This window comes from Cohnella yongneupensis, assembly GCF_042655785.1.
GTDB lineage: Bacteria > Bacillota > Bacilli > Paenibacillales > Paenibacillaceae > Cohnella > Cohnella yongneupensis.
Genome location: NZ_JBHSNC010000070.1, coordinates 1 through 3,132 on the forward strand (window position 1 = coordinate 1; position 3,132 = coordinate 3,132).

Genomic DNA, 3,132 nt, shown 5'->3' on the forward strand with positions numbered 1-3,132 from the left:
CTGACCTTAAAGGGTATTCAAACGGGAAAGCCCCTAATTGGCTTTCCCGTTCATTTTAGATTTCGACTTGGTACGTATCTTTCTTGCGTAAATAAAATCGCGCTTCCTGCATGACGACATACCAATCGCGATCGAGCTCGAGCCTGCACGGGACCCCGCTATCCCCGATTCGAATTTCCAAGAAATTGCCGCAACGAAGCGCGTAATGCCCATTTCCCATGTCGACAGCCCAGCGATCCCCTTCTTTGTCATAGGACATTTGCAACCAATTCCGTCTCATGACAGTTCACCTTGAATGACGTGCTTCACCATGTGATCGTCAATGATTCGTCGCTTGTTCTGCGCGCCGTATATCAGTGAATGCGTGCAAACTTTATTAATGAGCCGCGCCGAACCGCTGGAGAAACGATGAATTTCGTCGATCGCACTGTCTGAGAAGATATCGTGTTCGTTACCGGCGTACGAGAGATGCCGTTTGATGTACTCGCCAGACTGGGCGCGGTCAAAATGCGGTAGCCTGCACTGCAGGTCGATTCGCTGACGAATCGCGGCGTAAGCCTGCAGGCGGAGCCGATCCCACAGTTCGCTTTGTCCGACCAAGATGAGCGCCATTGGGCTTTGCGCATCCATTCGAAAATTCAGTAGAAACCGGACTTCCTCCAGCATCTCCCGGTCTAAGAGATGCGCTTCGTCCACAACAACGACCGGCTGTAGATGATGAATGCCGCGCATCAGTTCAATTTCCCGATGCAATTGCCGTTTAGCGTCGCCGCGGTAGAACTTCGACTCGCAACCAAGCTGCTCTAACATGCCTTTGTAGAAGTGGCGCGGTGTCAGCTTGGAGTCCGACAGATAAAGCAACTTGTACTTCATGGCATCCAGCGTGGCCGTAAACCGCCGTATGGTCGTTGTTTTTCCCGTTCCGCAATCGCCGGTAACGACGGTGAAAAGCTGACGCTCGGCAGCGTACCCCAACCTTTCCAGCATTTCATCCAGACTGGGCGACCGATAGAGTTCTTGCGGCGGTGTATCCCGTGAAAACGGCGTATTCTTCATGCTGTAGAAGGATTCATACATGACTTGCGTCCTCCTTTCGGATAGACCGGTAGGAGACGGCTGGCGTTTGAAGTTCCTTACGTTTGGCCTGTTCTTGCGATGCGCCGCGAAGGAGGCGGGAAGTGTCCGTTGATTCTTTCCCCAGATGTTCCGGCAGCGCTGGTCGCTTACCCGAACGCTCCCCGATGACCATTTCTCGGGCCGTCCAAGGCGAATGCCCTTCATGCTCAATGGTCACTTCTCGAATATCCGCCGGGTCGTACACGACCTGAACGGTTCGTCCGATGAAGAGTAGACCGACTTCGTATTTCTTGCCCATAAAGCTGATGCATCCGGCTTTGTCGACTTTACGATCCTCGCAGTGCAAAAAGGCGTTAGCGAGCAAGTCCGCATCCACCAAGCGAAGCGCCTTTGTATCACTCCGATACGCGATTTCCGGTGTTTGATCTTCGCCAAGCGCTGCGTGCGTCTTATTCTGATGACACTCCGACAGCCATACTTGAAACCAGGTATTGAGTTGCTCGAGCGAGGTTACCTTCTCGAGCGCAAGCTCGCTTAGAAAACTCCTCACGACGCCGTTTAGGCGCTCTACCTTACCTTTTGATTCCGGCGCATATGGTTTAGCAAAGAGTAGGCGAATGCCCAGCTTGGCGCATGTGCGATTCATCCACCTCGTCTTATACTGCTTGCCATTGTCGAAGTAAACGGACTCCGGAATGCCATGCTTTGCAATAGCCTGACGGAAGCAATCCTCCACGATAGATTGCTCAAGCGAATCATAAAAGGCGCCATTCACGACAAAACGCGTCGCGTCGTCGATGAAGAGTACGAGGTAAACCGGCTTCTTCTCCCCGTTTGCACCGATAGGCAGATGCGGACCGAATTTGATATCCGATTGCCAGAGGGCGTTACGGTGTTTCTTCTGAAAGCGCCGGGCGGCGACGCCTTGACTGGTATACATGCGCATTTGGCGTGAGCTGTACCCGCGCGCGGTTAGCCGGTCTTGCAGCGTGCTGCGTTTGATTTCGCCTGGTTTTGCCTTGCCTTCCCACACGAGGATTTGAATGATCTGCCTCACGCTTCGACTAGGCACCTCTCGCCGCAGCAGAATCGCGTCCTCGAGGTGTTCCGCCTTGATCGTCTCCGGAGAAGGTTTTCGTCCTCGGGGCTTTGGTTTTAGTCCCTCGAATTTCTCGTCTCGATACTGCGCTAAGTACCGGCGCAGCGTACGTTCCGACATGCCATACTGTGCGCAGATTTCTGCCTTGATCTGGCTGGCTTTCGCTGAATCCAGTCCGCTGGCCAAAAGCGGGGACAACAACTGAACCCGCTGCACGGCGATTTCTTCCGCTTTCTTCTGATTTTTCACGTCTCATGCCTCCCTATTCGTAGCCATGAGATGAGTCTATTTCAGAAGGTCGCGGACAGAAAGGCAGAACGGGTCTGTCATCCAAAGATTCGAATTGGCGACAGGGCGGACAACTCTACTTAGCCATCCGGGGGCATCGCCGACAAAACGTCCAAGAGATTGGAGTGCGGAATAGTGACGAGTGGACGACCTTGCCACAGGCAGGTGATAACGAAGCGATATAGACTGCAAGGCACCCGCGGCATACACGGCAAAAGCCACGAACCACGATTTCCAACGGGCCAGCGTTGACTCGTCTGCCGCAATATCTGTACGCTCAATCCCAGAAAGCGCACCTTCTAGGCTTTCTGCGTCAAAGCGCTTGTAGGGAACGAGCAAGTCCGGCAGTTCATGATGGATTTTCGCACACGCCTTACAATAAAGCCGACGAATGATGAGCGTAGCGCGATCTCCGCTACTCTGATACCATACCCGCTTTCGGCTCCCAACCACGACTAATTCCCCGAAACAACACGGACAGGGGACAAGTTCCGCACTCCTAACAAAAAACGCAGGGCTCTGTCTCTTTCGCTTCTAATAGAAACTTTGATATAATAACCACGATATAATAACCATGATGGAAAGACGTCCTGGATGAGGCACTGTTCGAGCAGCACCTCATCCGATAAGGGACGTCTTTTCCATTCCTCCATTATGTTCTCGGTCAT

Annotated in this window: 4 protein-coding genes; all 4 read right to left on the reverse strand. The window is 52.9% G+C overall.

The window, feature by feature from the left end:
• Positions 1–55: 55 nt before the first annotated feature.
• Genes ACFPQ4_RS24740 through ACFPQ4_RS24755 form a run of 4 tightly spaced genes read right to left on the reverse strand, consistent with a single transcriptional unit; the run spans position 56 to position 2,917 of the window.
• Entirely contained in the window at positions 56–280 is a 225-nt protein-coding gene (locus ACFPQ4_RS24740; protein ID WP_378114628.1) for a DUF5348 domain-containing protein, read from the reverse strand.
• Positions 277–1,077 carry an ExeA family protein gene (locus ACFPQ4_RS24745; protein WP_378114629.1) on the reverse strand — a complete coding sequence of 267 codons (801 nt, stop codon included), beginning with the start codon at positions 1,075–1,077 and terminating at the stop codon, positions 277–279. The genes ACFPQ4_RS24740 and ACFPQ4_RS24745 overlap by 4 nt, the downstream gene beginning before the upstream one ends.
• Positions 1,070–2,425, reverse strand: a complete 1,356-nt coding sequence (locus tag ACFPQ4_RS24750) for a DDE-type integrase/transposase/recombinase (protein ID WP_378114630.1) — start codon at positions 2,423–2,425, stop codon at positions 1,070–1,072. Before ACFPQ4_RS24750 ends, ACFPQ4_RS24745 begins: the two co-directional genes overlap by 8 nt.
• A gap of 36 nt (positions 2,426–2,461) precedes the next feature.
• The gene (locus ACFPQ4_RS24755; protein WP_378114631.1) at positions 2,462–2,917 is read right to left on the reverse strand and encodes a DUF6431 domain-containing protein; all 456 of its coding nucleotides are present in this window, start codon (positions 2,915–2,917) and stop codon (positions 2,462–2,464) included.
• Positions 2,918–3,132: the final 215 nt, after the last annotated feature.

Excerpts from the sequence above, each read along its gene's own strand:
- ACFPQ4_RS24740 (WP_378114628.1), bottom strand. The coding sequence starts at position 280 with ATGAGACGGAATTGGTTGCAAATGTCCTATGACAAAGAAGGGGATCGC.
- ACFPQ4_RS24745 (WP_378114629.1), bottom strand. The coding sequence starts at position 1,077 with ATGTATGAATCCTTCTACAGCATGAAGAATACGCCGTTTTCACGGGAT.